9 protein-coding genes are annotated in these 13,806 nt (G+C 66.7%); 4 read left to right on the top strand and 5 right to left on the bottom strand.

Features of this window, described 5'->3' with window-relative positions:
• Nucleotides 1-194: 194 nt before the first annotated feature.
• Nucleotides 195-2,789, bottom strand: a complete 2,595-nt coding sequence (locus tag ACEF39_RS02530) for a M14 family zinc carboxypeptidase (protein WP_500286857.1) — start codon at nt 2,787-2,789, stop codon at nt 195-197.
• Between the two features lie 64 nt (nt 2,790-2,853).
• Nucleotides 2,854-5,481: a TonB-dependent receptor gene (locus ACEF39_RS02525; protein ID WP_500286856.1), complete on the bottom strand. Its 2,628-nt coding sequence runs from the start codon at nt 5,479-5,481 to the stop codon at nt 2,854-2,856.
• A gap of 195 nt (nt 5,482-5,676) precedes the next feature.
• Between ACEF39_RS02525 and queD the strand changes: the two genes are divergently transcribed.
• Complete coding sequence (gene queD, locus ACEF39_RS02520) at nt 5,677-6,039, top strand: 6-carboxytetrahydropterin synthase QueD (protein WP_100554652.1); 363 nt, start codon at nt 5,677-5,679, stop codon at nt 6,037-6,039.
• A 583-nt stretch (nt 6,040-6,622) separates the two neighbouring features.
• Here queD and asnB read toward each other — a convergent pair.
• Nucleotides 6,623-8,524: an asparagine synthase (glutamine-hydrolyzing) gene (gene asnB, locus ACEF39_RS02515; protein ID WP_500286855.1), complete on the bottom strand. Its 1,902-nt coding sequence runs from the start codon at nt 8,522-8,524 to the stop codon at nt 6,623-6,625.
• A 345-nt stretch (nt 8,525-8,869) separates the two neighbouring features.
• Between asnB and ACEF39_RS02510 the strand changes: the two genes are divergently transcribed.
• Both ACEF39_RS02510 and ACEF39_RS02505 read left to right on the top strand, forming a co-directional pair.
• Nucleotides 8,870-9,559 carry a winged helix-turn-helix domain-containing protein gene (locus ACEF39_RS02510; RefSeq protein WP_500286854.1) on the top strand — a complete coding sequence of 230 codons (690 nt, stop codon included), beginning with the start codon at nt 8,870-8,872 and terminating at the stop codon, nt 9,557-9,559.
• Entirely contained in the window at nt 9,556-10,899 is a 1,344-nt protein-coding gene (locus ACEF39_RS02505) for an ATP-binding protein (RefSeq protein ID WP_500287954.1), read from the top strand. Before ACEF39_RS02510 ends, ACEF39_RS02505 begins: the two co-directional genes overlap by 4 nt.
• Here ACEF39_RS02505 and ACEF39_RS02500 read toward each other — a convergent pair.
• A complete protein-coding gene (locus ACEF39_RS02500; protein WP_500286853.1) occupies nt 10,896-12,368 on the bottom strand; it encodes a sensor histidine kinase in 1,473 nt (490 codons plus the stop codon). The two genes, ACEF39_RS02505 and ACEF39_RS02500, sit on opposite strands and share 4 nt — an antisense overlap.
• Entirely contained in the window at nt 12,365-13,084 is a 720-nt protein-coding gene (locus ACEF39_RS02495; protein ID WP_500286852.1) for a response regulator transcription factor, read from the bottom strand. The genes ACEF39_RS02500 and ACEF39_RS02495 overlap by 4 nt, the downstream gene beginning before the upstream one ends.
• Before the next feature lie 144 nt (nt 13,085-13,228).
• Here ACEF39_RS02495 and msrB point away from each other — a divergent pair, with 144 nt between their 5' ends.
• On the top strand, nt 13,229-13,804 hold the full coding sequence (gene msrB / locus ACEF39_RS02490; protein WP_500286851.1) for a peptide-methionine (R)-S-oxide reductase MsrB: 576 nt from the start codon (nt 13,229-13,231) through the stop codon (nt 13,802-13,804).
• Nucleotides 13,805-13,806 lie beyond the last annotated feature (2 nt).

The following is a 13,806-nucleotide window of genomic DNA, read 5'->3' as shown; positions in this document are numbered from 1 at the left end:
TGCTTTTGCCCTTGCTCCCGCCTTGGGCTTGATGCATCCGCGCCCGCAGGAAACTGTCTGGGGAGGACGGATGGGCCGCGCAGGACCGCAGGCGCCATGGATGGCGCCTACGAGCCTACACGGACGTACTTGCGGCGTGTCCTGCGCGGCCCATCCGTCCTCCCAATCCCAGCGTCAGTTCGGGGCGTAATGCCTCAACCCCGCGCTTTACTCGGATTCACCAGATTCCCGAAGAAGATCGCATTGATCAGCAACCGGTCGGTGCCATGCCAGTACTTGCGATGCGCCGGATCATCCGCAAACAGGATCACGTTGCCCTGCCCCTGCGCCGACACCAGCAGCCACGCGCTGCCAGCCACGCGACTGCGGTTGCGTTCGGACAGATACCCGTTCACCCGTGGCGTGTCATCGATCCGCACCACCGTGGAAAACCCGTTCGCGCTCGGCTGCAGGATGACCGTGTTCTCCTTGTTGATCGCCAGCTGCCGGCGTGGCACGCCGAATGCCAAAGGATGGCTGGGGTCGACGTCGGCGCTGAGGATGTTGCCGCTGACACGCTCGATGGCGGCGATATCGCGCTGGTCGCCGAAAGCGCGGCGCGCGGTGTCTCCCGCGTCCTCGTCCTTGCCCAGCTTCTCGCCGTCGGCGAGCTTCTGTTCGATCGCCCATTTCGAGGCAGTGCCATAGGTGACCAGTGATCCACCGGCCTGGATCCAGCGCTTCAGTGCCGCTACTGCGGTTGCGTCGATGCCCGTGTAGGTGCCGCCGGAGAGCACGATCGTGGTGTAACGGTCCAGCGATACCTTGCCCAGCTGCTGGGGGTCCAGCTTGCTGGCCGGCAAGCGAAGCTGCTGGTCGAGCAGGAACCAGGCCGAACCGATTTCGGTGGCGGCCACGCCCTCGCCCATCACCAGCGCAACGGCTGGCTTGCGTAGTGCCTTGACGCCATCACTGCCAAGGTCGATGCCATCGCGGCTGCGACCGCTGGCCAGGGCATGCACCTGCACGCCGGCTGCCCGCGCTGCGGCGGCGACCGCCTCCTGCAGCGCCGCGCCCTGCAGTGGCTGCCCGGCGACCGGTACCACGATGCTGCCACCGGCAAAGGCCACGTCACCCTGTGCGGTGCTGGCGGTGAACGGCTGGAAGGTGGCACGCGTGGACAAGCCCTTGGCCTGCAGGCCGGCCAGTGCGCGGCTCGCGTTGTAGTCGCGCCAGTCGATTACATAAGCGAAGCCCGCTTCACCGCCGATCACCCCGCCCTGTGCTGCGGGAACCTCGAGCACGCGGGCGCCGCCGTCGATGCGGCTGCGGCTGCCGGCAGCGGCCACGCCGTAGGCCGGGGCGATCGCATAGCTGGTGCTGCCGTAGAACACGTCGCCCTTGATCGGCGGGGTCTCGGCGAAGATCGAATGGACCAGGCGGAACTGCGCCTGCTGCACCGGCACCACATAGGCGTTGCCCGCTTCGAAACGCTGTCCATCTACGGTGACAGCGCGATCCAGCGCATGCACTTCAATCCTGTGCAGCAACAGCAGTTCCAGCAGGCGTCGGGTCAATGCCGGATCATGCGCGTCGCCGAATACGAAGCTCTTCACCGGCTGCTGCGCGGCCTGCTTCAGCGCGCTCTGGAAGAAACTCTTCTGCAGATCGAACAGCGCGCTGCGCTCGGTCACCGCACCACGCACCGTGCCCAAGCCGGTGGCAACCTGGTTGCGGATGGTGAACGGGAACGTCAGCAGGCCATTCACCGATTCCTGCACGCGACCACGCGAACTGGCCTGTTCGACGGTGACACCAACCGCGCCGTGGAAATCCGGATAGGTCGAGCCGTACACCGGCGAGAAATTGTCGAAGTTCTCACCGGTGTAGTACAGCGAACCCAGCGTATCGAGTGCCTGGGCGTGGTACTTGGCCAGGGTCTTGTTGAACTCGTACGACGCCGCCGGGATCAACGGACTATGCATGCTCTTCGGCGAGGGCTCGAAGTAGTACGTGCTGTCCTTGCCCATCTCGTGGAAGTCGATCTGCACGTTCGGGTACCACTGGTGGAACTGTGCCACCTTCGGCCGTGAATCCTGCTGGGTCAGCGCCAGCCAATCGCGGTTGAGATCGGTGAAGTAGTGGTTGGTGCGGCCCTGCGGGAACGGCTCGACGTGCTCCTTGTCGGCCGGGTCGGCCGAGGCCGGATCGGACGCCCAGGCGTTGTGCCAGTTGGCGGCGCGATCGCGGCCGTCGGGATTCTGCGCCGGGTCGAACAGCACCACTGCCTGCTGCAGCCACTGCTGCGTTTCCGCGCTGCGGTTGGCCACCAGGTAGTAGGCGGTCAGCATCGCCGCTTCGCCGCTGGAAGTCTCGTTGCCGTGCACGCTGTAGCCCAGCCACACCACCACCGGGCTGTCACCGGCAGCGCTGCGCGGCTGCGCCGGGTCGGCCAGGGTCGCGTGCTGCTGGCGGATCTGTTCCAGCCGCGCGTGGTTGCCTGCAGCAGTGACCGTGGCGATCAGCAGCGGTCGGCCCTCATAGCTGCGGCCGATCTCGCGCACGCTGATCTTGTCCGAGTGCTTGGCCAGCTCCTGGAAGTAGGCCACCAGCTGGTCATGGCGGGTGTAGCGGCTGCCGATCGGATAGCCGAGGAACTGCTCCGGCGTGGGAATGGCGGTATCGAATGCCGCGGCATCGGTGGTCTGCGGGAAGAAATAGGCGCTCTGCGCATGTACCGCAGGCGGCAACGATATGGCGGTGGCGACGGCGAGCAACAACGGGAAAACGGCACGGCGGTGGAAGGACACGGTGACTCCCCTGGAACATGGCAACACGGCCGGCCACACAGGGTGGCCGGCCGCGGCGGGTGGATCAGAAGCGGTAGTCGAAGCCCAGCGTGAAGTAGCGGCCACGCAGGTCGTACTGGCTGAAGTCGTACGGCGCACGGATGCCCGGGAACGAGGCGTCGTACGGCGGCGTCTTGTCACCCAGGTTCTGCACCTTGGCATACACGGTCAGGTTCTCGATGCCGCTGTAGCCCAGGTACAGATCGAACTGGTTGTAGGCGTCGACACGGCTCTGCACCGCGGCGGCGGCGGTGCTGGCCTTCTGGTCGTAGCCACTGGTGTAGTACCAGGTCACCGCAGCGGTGTAGTCGCTGTACTTCCAGTCCAGGCTGGTGGTGGCCTTGTTCTTCGGCAGGGTGGCGCCGAGGTTGCTGCCGGCGTAATCCACCAACGGGCCACCGACCACGGTCGGGCGCCGGTAGTCGCGTACGTGGGTGTAGGCCGAGGTCACGGTGAAGTCACCGAAGGTGGTGGTCGGGATGCGCTGGCGCAGCTCGACGTCGATGCCCGAGGTCTTCAGCTCGCTCAGGTTCTGGTAGCGGTTGTAGACCGCCTGCAGCTTACCGCGCTCATCGCGCTGCACGGCACCGGCGACGTTGTCGTTGACCAGGGTCTGGGTGTTGTTGGTACCGACCAGGTTGTCCAGCTGGATACGGTAGTAGTCGATGCTCAGGTTGGTGTTCGCCCACGGCGACAGCACCACGCCGAAGTTCACGCTCTTGGTGCGCTCCGGCTTCAGGTCGCTGTTGCCGACGGTGAAGAAGGTCGGGTTCTGCCGCGAGCCCGGCACGTCCGGATCACGCGGGTCGACCACGCTGCCGTAGGCGATGCTGGTGCTGTTGGAGTTCTCCGACAGCGACGGGGCACGGAAGCCCTTCGACGCGGAGGCACGCACCAGCAGGAAATCCAGCGGCTGCCAGCGCAGGCCGAGCTTGGGCGAGAACGCGTCGCCGAAATCATCGTAATGATCGGCGCGGGCGGCGGCGGACAGTTCCAGGGTCGAGGCCAGCGGCACGTTGACCTCGGCGTAAGCGGCGCTGACCTTGCGCTCGCCATGCACTTCGGCGATTGCCGGGCGCACCTGCAGGCCAGCATCGATCTGCCACGGGTTGTTCGAATCGAGCTTCTCTCGGCGCCATTCGGCACCGGCGGCGAAACCGATGTCGCCGGCCCAGGTGTGGCCGAGGCTGCCGGAGATCTTCGCATCGATGCCCTGCAGCACCGACTCGGCCGGACGCAGGGTGGCGATGTTGATTGAATCGCGCACCGACTGCGGCGTGGCCGCCGGGTTCAGCAGGTTGTAGCTGCCGGTCGCCAGTGCGTTGGCCAGTGCCCAGCGGTTGGCGAAGCCGCCGGAGACGGTCTCGCGTTCGCTGCTGCGCGCGCCGAACGCGGCCACTTCCCAGTCCCACTTCTCGGTGTTGCCACGCAGCCCGAACACACCGCGGTAGGCGGTGGACCGGTTGGTCTTGATGGTGCCGCCGAGGTCGAAGAAGGTGTATTCGATCGGAATCGCGCGGCCGTACGGGTTGTACGGGCTGCTGGCCGGCAGGCTGGACGACACCGGCTCGGCCAGGCCGGTCTGCGCGTTCAGTGCGAAGCGGCCACTTTCCAGAGTGAAGAACGGGCTGCTGCCGAACCACGCAGCGCTCTTGATCTGGCTGTACAGCACTTCGCCGAACGCTTCGACGTCGTCGCCAAGGCGGAAGGTACCGTTGGCGTAGGCCTGGTAGCGTTTGGTCGAGGGAATCAGGGTGGTGTACGGCGCCTGGTTGAAGCCGCAGGTGTCACCGGCCAGACCGTCGATCGGCGCGCTGGCCACGCGGGTGGTGCCGGTGGGGCAGTTGCCGTTGGCATCGAGCATCGGCACGGAGGTGCCATTGACCAGATAGCGTGCGCCCTTGGCCGACCAGCCGTTCCAGCGGCCGCCAGGCTGGTCGCTGTAGATGCCGCTCTTGGTCAGGTTGCGCTCGTCCTGGTCCAGTCGCTCACGGTTGTAGGCCTGCAGGCTGAAGAGGATGTTGTAGCCATCCTTGTCGATGTCGCCCAGACCGCCGACGAACTTCAGGTTCTGCTCGTGCAGGCCGCCCTGGTCGGCGCCACCGAAGCTGCCGCCGATTTCGGCGCCTTCGAAGTTCTGCCGGGTGATGATGTTGACCACGCCGGCCACTGCATCGCTGCCGTACACCGCCGATGCACCGTCCTTGAGCACTTCGATGCGTTCGACGGCCACCAGCGGCAGCGCGTTGAGATCGACGAAGGTGTCCGACAGGCCGCCGGCCGGGAAGCCGTAGTTGGCCAGGCGACGGCCGTTGAGCAGCACCAGCGTGTTCTTCTGCGAGAGGCCACGCAGACCGATGCCGGCCGAGCCCGACGCCCAACCGTTGTTGGTGGTCTCGTTGCTGGCGTTGCCGGTGTTGGCCGAAATCGAGCGCAGCACATCGGCCACGGTGGCCTTGCCGGTCTGTTCCAGCTGCTGGCGGCCGATCACCTGCACGGGGTTGGAGGCTTCGGTATCGGCGCGTTTGATGTTGGAACCGGTGACGCGCACGGCAGCCAGGGTGCTGGCTTCGGCGGTGGTTTCGGCGGCGGCAGACAAAGGCGCGGCCAGAGCGACGGCCAAGGCCGCCACAAGCAGGGTGTGCTGGGGCATGACGATGTGGGGGAGGTAGTGGAAGGACGAGGTAAGTTCCGCAGTAATCCATGCCTGGCCGGGCTGCGGCCAATAACATCTCTTCATACGGATATAAGAGAAACTATCATCTCTTCATCCGGATGAAAAGAATTTCTTCACGGAAAGGCAACGCGAGATCGGGCTGATCGGGCGCCTGCGGCGTACAATCGCGGCATGGAAATCTTCAAAGTCTTCATGCTCGAGGCGGCGCACCGCCTCCCCAACGTGCCGCCGGGGCACAAATGCGCGCGCCTGCACGGCCACTCCTTCCGGGTGGAACTGAAGGTCGAGGGCGAGCCGGGTGCGCAGACCGGCTGGATCATGGATTTCGGCGACGTGAAGGCGGCTTTCCAGCCGATCTATGACCGCTTGGACCACCACTACCTCAATGACATCCCCGGCCTGGAGAACCCGACCAGCGAGAATCTGGCGGTGTGGATCTGGAACGAGCTCAAGCCCGTCCTGCCGGCATTGAGCGAGATCACCGTGCACGAAACCTGCACCTCGGGCTGCCGCTACCGCGGCCCTGCTGCCTGAGCAACCCATTGATCTGAAAGGCCTCAAGGCGCCGGAGACGGCGCCTTCGTGATTTTTGTTGCATTGCCGCATGATCGGCGTATGCTGCATTGCATCAACGCAAATGCACGGCGGATGCGACTGGCAACAGCCACTGGCGCGACGCCCACGCTCATTGCATGGGTCCCTCCCCCCATGCAATCCGGACCCGGCAGATCCCTCCCTCTGCCGGGTCTTTTTTTGCCTGGCGTCTGGATTCTGGAGCGCCTCTTCGTCTGGACGTTCTGCGAACTGATGGGCCCCGTCGGGGCGGGTAGGGGTCTGGGCAAATGTCCCCCGGCGCCTGCCTGCGGCCGCCCCCTCCTCCTTTACTTTGCCCAGACCCCTACCCGCCCCGACGAGGCTCGGCTTGCGGCGCGCAGATGCAGCGCTCGCGACGGCCCTTCAATGAGACGCCGACGAGCTCCGGACGCAGGGCGGAGGCCCTTGCGTGCGAAGTAAAGGGGGAGGTGACGGCCAACGGCCGGCGCCGGAGGACATTCGCACGCAAGGGCCTCCGCCCTGCGCCAGCAAGATTCTCCGCGCCCGTAAGGATCGCTCCCGGCTAGCGCCTGCGGTTGCCGTGCCAGTGCTGGTACCACGCTTGGAACATCAATACGTTCCACAGGTGCGTATGCCATTTGCGCTCGCCGCGCAGGAACGCCTCCCAGATCGCGCGCACGCGCACCGCATCGAAGCAGCCCTGGTTGCGCAGCAGTTGCGGATCGAGCAGCGCTTCCGCCCAGTCACGCAGCGGGCCGGCCAGCCAGCGCGCCATCGGCGGGCCGAAGCCACGCTTGGGGCGATAGACCAGCGGCGCCGGCAGGTAGCGCGACAGCAGATGCTTGAGGATCCGCTTGTGCTCACCGTCGTGGTATTTCAGGTGCTGCGGCAGGCGCCAGGCCAAGCGTATGACCTTCATGTCCAGCAACGGCGAGCGCGTTTCCACACCGGCCGCCATGCCGGCACGGTCGACCTTGGCGAGGATACCTTCGGCCAGGTCCATGCGGAAATCCAGCAGCTGGATACGCGCTTCTGCCGGCAATGCGGTGTCCTGCTGCTGGAAGATCGTCGCCGGCTCGCGTGCGCCCAGTACCACTTGGGTCGGCTGCCGCCAGCGGGTAACGCGCTGCAGGTAATGCCCCTCCACATCGTTGGCGGCCACTTCGGCTACCAGCGCACGCCAACCGCCAAGACGACCACGCTCCACGTTCAAGCGGCTGCTGCCACGCCGCGCGAGGTCACGCACCCAATCCGGCAGGCCACCGCACAGGCGCGCATTGCGCAACGCGCGACCATAGCTGGGATGGCCGAAGAACAGTTCGTCGCCGCCGTCGCCGGTCAGCGCCACCGGCTTGCGCGCACCGAGCAGTTCGCTGGCCAGCAGGGTGGGCAGCTGCGAGGGATCGGCGAACGGTTCGCACCAGACCTGCGGCAAGCGCTGCAGCAGATCCAGGCCCTGCCGGCTGTCCATCCTGTGCAGGTGGTGATGCACGCCCAGGTGGCGGGCGACCTGCGAGGCCCAGTCGCTCTCGTCGTGACCGGGGTCATCGAAACCCACCGTCCATGCTTCGATCGGCAACGCCGATTGCGCCTGCATCATCGCCACCACCAGCGACGAATCGGTACCACCGGACAGGAACGCACCGCAGGCCACGGGTGAATGCATGCGCGTGGCGATCGCCTGCTGCAGCACCACCTCCAGCTGGTCGGTGGCCTGCTCCAGGCTGGGCGCCGGCTGCAACGGCTGCTGCAAGGCGGATTGCATCGCATCGCGCGCGCACCAGTAGCGATGGCCTCCCTGCGTCGCCTGCGTTGATCCGCCGGCGGCATGATCGTTGAGGTCCACGCGCAGCATCGCGCCGGCCACCAGCTTGTGGATGCCGCGATAGATGGTATGCGGCGCGGGCACATAGTCATGGCGCAGCAGCAGGCTCAATGCATCCTGGTCGATGCTGGGAGCGAACCCGGCGAAGGCCTGCAGCGCCTTCAACTCCGAAGCGAACAGGAACTGGCCCTGGTACCACCCGTAATACAACGGCCGTTCGCCGACCGGGTCGCGCGCTAGCCAGAGTTCATGCGCACGGCGGTCCCAGAGGCTGAACGCAAACGCCCCTTCGATGCGCGACAGCGCTCGCTGCACGCCCCACTCGACGATGGCCTGCAGCAGCAGGCGCGCATCGGTGCAGCTGCGCGGCAGATCGCGCAGCTGCGACTGCAGCGCCGCCCTGTTGTAGATGCGGCCATCCAGGCACAGCACATAGCGCCCACAGCTGGAACTGAGCGGCTGCAACGGCATGTCGGTCGGCGCGCGGCAATGACCGAGGGCAAGCCCTGCATCGGCATCGGTCCAGTAACCGACACGACCGCGGCCGCGCTGCTGCAGCGCCCTCAGCATCGGCGCCAGCTGCTGCAGCAACTGCTCGTCGTCGGCAGGCGGCAGCCAGGCCCCGACCACGCCGCTCATCGCTGGCCTCCATGGCAATGGCAATCAAGGAAAAGCACGGGGCAGAAGGCGGACGGCATGGGGGCGGCACGCGGATGGGGAGAACTGCCATGCTCGGCCCCACCGAGTGCCACGTCAGTCGTAGCGCTGTCAGCGACCGTCACCGCAGGCGCGCCTTGCGTAACGTTTTGTAACGGCGCGATTGCTACGTTGCAGCCAAGTCATTGCCCGGCCTGAGGCCCGGCCCGTGCGCCAGCAACCCCGGCTGAATGGCGCCCGCTCCTTGGACCCGGGCGGCCCGACAGCTGGGATAGCATCGCCGCGCTCGTGCCACGGCGGTACGGAAGTGCCCCGGAGGCCTTGCAGATGCTGGATATCGTACTGGTTGAAGACGACGCTCGGCTGGGCACCATGGTCAGCGACTATCTGCAGCGCCACGGTTACCAGGTCGCCCATGAGCGCTGCGGCCAGCACGCGATCGCCCGGATCCTCAGCGAGAAGCCGGCATTGGTCCTGCTCGACATCGGCCTGCCGGACCAGGATGGTTTCGAAGTGTGTCGGCAGATCCGGCCCCACTATGACGGGATCATCTGCGTGCTGAGCGCCCGTACCGACAACATCGACCAAGTGCTGGGGCTGGAACTGGGCGCCGACGACTACATCGGCAAGCCGATCGAACCACGGGTGCTGCTGGCGCGGCTGCGCGCCCACCTGCGCCGCCACCGCCGGGTCGAGCCACGCGATGGCGCCCTGCGTTTCGGTGAACTGAGCATCGACCCGTCCACCCGCAACGTGCATCTGCAGGGCCGCCTGCTGGAGCTGACCACCGCCGAGTTCGACCTGCTGTTCCTGCTGGCCGGCAACGCGGGCCAGATCCTCGACCGCGATGCGCTGCTGCGCGGCCTGCGCGGCATCGCCTTCGATGGCTTGGACCGCTCGATCGATGCACGCATCTCGCGGCTGCGGCGCAAGCTGGGCGACAACCCGGAACAGCCCGAGCGGATCAAGACCGTGCGCGGCCGTGGTTACCTGTTCAGCAGATCGGCATGGGGATGAAGCATCCGTCGTCGGCCATGCGTGGCCACGCCTTCCACTTCCTGCGCTACGGCATCGGTTTCCTAACCGTCCACCTGCTGCTGATCGTGCTCGGGCTATGGGCCTGGGATGCGCTGCTGGAAGACCGCACCGAGGCCAGCCTGCAGGCGGAAATGCGCGGCCCACACGCGATGCTTCAACATCGCTTCGCCGAAACGCCACCGGCGCAGTGGCCAGCCCTGGCACAACAGTTGGACAGCGATTTCGCCTATCCACTGCAGCTGATGCCGTTGACCGAGGCTGCCGCGATACTGCCGGCGAAACAGCGCAAGGGCTTGATCAACGGCCACGTACAGATCGAGCTGGACAGCATGCGCAGCCTGCAACGCATCGGCCACAGCAGTAGTGCGCTGATCCTGGGACCGCTGGACCAGGCCCTGCCCGAAGAAGGCTGGCAGGACAGCGAGGCCTCTGGCGTGGCCATCATCCTGCTGATCCTGATGGTGGCGGTGGCGCTGCCGATGTACGTGATGGTCTACCGGCTGTGGCGCGATGTCTCGCAGCTGGCGCAGACCGCACGACGGATGCGCGATGGCCAGCTCGACAGCCGTGCGCCGCGAGCCGGTACCGCGCTGGTGCGGCCGTTGGCCAAGGCGTTCAACCACATGGCCGAACAGCTGCAGTTGCTGCTGGAAAGCCAGCGCGTGCTGGCCCAGGCGGTGGCGCACGAAGTACGCACGCCGCTGGCACGGATGCGCTTCGGCCTTGCGGACCTGGAAGACACCGGACTGGATGATGCCCAGCGCGATGCACTGTCCGGGCTGCGCATCGATGTGGACCGGCTGCAGCACCTGACCGACGCCGGCGTTGAATACGCCGCGCTCGGGCGCTGCCATCAGCTCACCCGCCAGCGCCTGCAACTGGCCGCGCTGGTACGCGGGGTGGTCGAGCAGTTCGCACCACTGACGATACCGGTGCAGCAGGACCTGTCATCGGCAGGGCTGGTCAACGTCAACCGGCACATGCTGGAACTGGCGCTGCGCAATCTGCTGGGCAATGCGCTGCGCTATGCACGCCGGCAGATCCGTATCGTCAGCACGCTCAACGAGGGATGGCTGTGCCTGCAGGTGGAGGACGACGGCCCCGGAATCGCCGTCGAACTGCGCAGCCAGGTGCTGCAACCCTACGTGCGGCTGGACCAGGCCAGCCCGGGTTTCGGGCTGGGGCTGGCACTGGTGCAGGTGGTGGCGGACAAGCATCGTGGCCACGTGGAAGTGGCTGATTCGGCGCTCGGTGGTGCCTGCATCCGGCTGCTGCTGCCGATGGAAAGCGGTGTCGCGCCACCGGCAGAAGACGTCTAGTTCGTCTCGGCATCCGCGCGTGGCAAGGCGAACACGAACAGCGCGCCCTGTTCGCTGTCGCGCAGTTCGATTCGGCGGCCATGCAACTGCACGATGCGCTGCACGATCAGCAGGCCGAGCCCGCCGTTTTCGCCACGCCGCGCGCCCAGTGCGGCCGGCGCCTGGAACAGTTGCCCACGCAGCGCCGGCAGCACCCCGGGGCCATCGTCCTGTACCGCCACCTGCACACTGTCGGGCAGCGCCGACAGCTGCACCTGCACGCTGCCACCGTCCGGCGCATGGCGCAGCGCGTTGTCGAGCAGGTTGGTCAGCACGCGCTCCACAAGACCGAGATCGGCACGCACCAGCGGCAAGCCCGGCGGGAACTCAGCATGCAGGCGCTGCCCGCGTGCCTGCGCGGCCAGCTCGAACTTCTGCAGTACGTCCTGTAGCAGTTCCGGCAGCGCGAATACTTCCCACTCCAGCCGCACTTCACCGTGTTCCAGCCGTGCCAGTTCGAACAGCGCGCGGGCAAGACGGCCGACCTTGGCGCTCTGCGCAAGCGCGATACCGAGATAGCGACGGCGTTCCTGCGGCGACAGCGTCGCTTCCTTCAGCGCCAGCGTCTCCAGGTAACCGTGCAGCGAGGACAACGGCGTACGCAGGTCGTGCGAGATGTTGGCCACCAGTTCTCGGCGCTGCAGGTCCTGCTGGCGCAGTTGCTGCCACTGTTCACCCAGCCGTTGTGCCATCTGTGCATGGGCATGTTCGAGGATCTTCAGCTCATCGCGCTCGCCCGCGCGCAGCGGTACCGGCGTGGGCAGCGGCGTCGGTGCGTCGATGTCGAAGGCCTGTATGCGCCGGGTGACCTGGCGCAGTGGCCGGGTCACCCAGTAGAAGGCCACCAGGCCGGCAAGCAGGCCCAGCCCGCCGATCAACAGCACCGACCACAAGGTAGTACGCCATTGGCTGCCAGCGGCCAGATCATCGGCCAGCATCTGCCGGTGTTCGCCCACCAACACCACATACACGTAGCCCGCCTGCCGCCCCTGCACCACCAGCGGCGCGACACTGAACACCTTGCGACCATCCGTGCTGCGCGGATCGTCACCGAGGATCGGCAGCGGCGCACCGGACAGCAGGCGCTGCAGTGGTGCCACGTCCACCTGGCTGCGCATCAGGTGGCCGCTGGGCGCATCATGGCCGAGGATGCGGCCCTGGTCGTCCAGCAGGTACACCTCGACACTGGGGTTGACCGCCATCAGCTGGCCGAACAAGGCGCGCACCGCCGCATCGCGCATGCCGCTGGTGTCCATCAGCTCACTGCGCTGGGCGATGTGCTCGGCCAACCCAAGCGAGAGGCGCTGCACCACTTCCTGCTCATGCCGGGTATTGGTGCGCATCTGCCAGGCCAGCAGCGCCATGCAGCACGTCAGCATCAGCGCCGACATCACCAGCGCCAGTTTCTGCCACAGGTTCGGCTTGATCATGCTGCCGCCCCGGCCGGGTCGACCAGCTTGTAGCCGCGCCCCCATACGGTCAGCAGACGCCGCGGGTTGCCCGGGTCGGCTTCGATCTTGCTGCGCAGGCGGTTGATGTGGGTGTTGACCGTGTGCTCGTAACCATCGTGCTGATAGCCCCAGACCTGGTTGAGCAGTTCCATCCGCGCAAAGACCTGGTCCGGGTGGCGGGCGAAGAACAGCAGCAGCTCGAACTCACGCGGTGTCAGTTCCAGTGCATTGCCATCGACGGCAGCGGTGCGCGCGACCGGGTCCAGGCGCAGCCCACCGAGTTCGATCGCCCCGGCATCGATGCGCGCGTTCTGTGCCATGGCCTCGGCGCGGCGCAGCAGCGCACGCACGCGTGCCACCAGCTCCGGCATCGAGAAGGGCTTGGCCAGGTAGTCGTCCGCGCCCAGTTCCAGGCCGACGATGCGCTGGGTTTCGCTGCCACGTGCGCTGATGATGATGATCGGCACGTAGCGCGCCATCGCGCGTGCACGCTGGCAGACCTGCAGGCCGTCCACGCCCGGCAGCATCACGTCCAGTACTAGCGCATCCCACGGGCCTTCCTGTTCGATCAGGCGCAGGCCGGCATCGCCGCTGGCGGCGTGCGCGACTTCATAGCCCTCATCACCCAGGTGCATGCGCAACAGGTCGGCGATATGGGCATCGTCTTCAACGATCAGGACACGTTTGGCGGACATCGGCAGGTTCGGGCCAGTGGGGAGGCTGCCCGCATTGTGGCGCGGGAGCGGCGTGGATACCTCACGAAAAATTGAATCCTGCGTGAGGATTCGTTGACCGGAGGGGGCGCAGCATGACCCCGTCGCCCCTTCCAGGAGTCCGCCATGTCCCTCACCCGCCGCCATCTGCTGGGCCTGGGCGGTGCTGTCACCGCCGCCGGCCTGCTGGGCCTGGGCGCATGCAGCCGCGCTGCCCCGGCCGCTGCCGAGGCACGGCCTTCGCGACAGTTCGAGGTGGCCCGCAGCGATGCCGAGTGGCGCCGTCTGCTGAGCCCGGCGCAGTATGCCGTGCTGCGCCAACAGGCCACCGAACGCCCCTGGAGCAGCCCGCTGAACAAGGAACACCGGCAGGGTACGTTCACCTGCGCCGGCTGCGCGCTGCCGCTGTTCTCGTCGTCCACCAAGTTCGAGAGCCACACCGGCTGGCCCAGCTTCTGGGCGCCGCTGCACAACGCCATCGGCGAAGACCGTGACACCACCTTCGGCATGTTGCGGGTGGAGGCACATTGCCGTCGTTGTGGCGGCCACCTTGGCCACGTGTTCAACGACGGCCCGCGCCCGACCGGACTGCGCTACTGCATGAACGGCGCCGCGATGGCGTTCATTCCCGGGGCTGCACAACAGGACGCCGCTGGCGGCTGGCGCGTGCCGCTGGGTTCTTCCCCCACTTCGGGAGCGTGATG

The organism is Stenotrophomonas indicatrix, from assembly GCA_041545745.1.
Taxonomy (GTDB): domain Bacteria; phylum Pseudomonadota; class Gammaproteobacteria; order Xanthomonadales; family Xanthomonadaceae; genus Stenotrophomonas; species Stenotrophomonas indicatrix_A.
Note: the sequence above shows the minus strand (reverse complement) of the source record. Positions and strands in the feature narration are given on the sequence as shown.

Bases quoted from the DNA above. Each gene is read 5' to 3' on its own strand.
- ACEF39_RS02525 (WP_500286856.1), bottom strand. From the start codon at position 5,481: ATGCCCCAGCACACCCTGCTTGTGGCGGCCTTGGCCGTCGCTCTGGCC.
- queD (WP_100554652.1), top strand. From the start codon at position 5,677: ATGGAAATCTTCAAAGTCTTCATGCTCGAGGCGGCGCACCGCCTCCCC.
- asnB (WP_500286855.1), bottom strand. From the start codon at position 8,524: ATGAGCGGCGTGGTCGGGGCCTGGCTGCCGCCTGCCGACGACGAGCAG.
- ACEF39_RS02510 (WP_500286854.1), top strand. From the start codon at position 8,870: ATGCTGGATATCGTACTGGTTGAAGACGACGCTCGGCTGGGCACCATG.
- ACEF39_RS02505 (WP_500287954.1), top strand. From the start codon at position 9,556: ATGAAGCATCCGTCGTCGGCCATGCGTGGCCACGCCTTCCACTTCCTG.
- ACEF39_RS02500 (WP_500286853.1), bottom strand. From the start codon at position 12,368: ATGATCAAGCCGAACCTGTGGCAGAAACTGGCGCTGGTGATGTCGGCG.
- ACEF39_RS02495 (WP_500286852.1), bottom strand. From the start codon at position 13,084: ATGTCCGCCAAACGTGTCCTGATCGTTGAAGACGATGCCCATATCGCC.
- msrB (WP_500286851.1), top strand. From the start codon at position 13,229: ATGTCCCTCACCCGCCGCCATCTGCTGGGCCTGGGCGGTGCTGTCACC.